Consider the following 455-nt stretch of genomic DNA (forward strand, 5'->3'; position numbering starts at 1 on the left):
CCGCCCAGCGGGTGCGGCTGGCGCACGACGCGCAGAGTGCGCCCGTCCGGCAAGGACCAGCTGTCGTCCGGCGAGGCCTCCGACGCGCCATAAAACTCCAGCTCGCGCGCCTTCCAGCCGGCGTAGTCGACCACCTCGGGCAGGCTGCGACGCTGGCGCAGACGGTCCAGCAGTTCGGCATGGGTCGGACGTTCGTCCAGCCAGGCCGCGTCGATGTCGAACAGGGCCTGGAAGGCGGTGTTGTGGAAGGCCAGCCGCTTTTGCGGGCCGAAGATGGCGACGGCGTCGGCCAGGTGGTTCAACGTCTCGTCATGCGCGTCGACGTGGCGGCGCAGGGTGTCGCGCGTCTCTTCCGCCTCGGTCACCTCAATGGCGAAGGCGGTGACGGCCCCGCCGCCCGCCGGCTCGGCGATGATGCGCCAGGCGCGCCGCGCGCCCCCGCCGGTCGTCCAGCG

Annotated in this window: 1 protein-coding gene; it reads right to left on the reverse strand. The window is 72.5% G+C overall.

The window, feature by feature from the left end:
* On the reverse strand, positions 1-455 hold a 455-nt coding region (locus B3T77_RS11575; protein ID WP_292079739.1), incomplete at both ends, for a PAS-domain containing protein.

Source organism: Brevundimonas sp. UBA7838 (genome assembly GCF_002500885.1).
GTDB lineage: Bacteria > Pseudomonadota > Alphaproteobacteria > Caulobacterales > Caulobacteraceae > Brevundimonas > Brevundimonas vesicularis_C.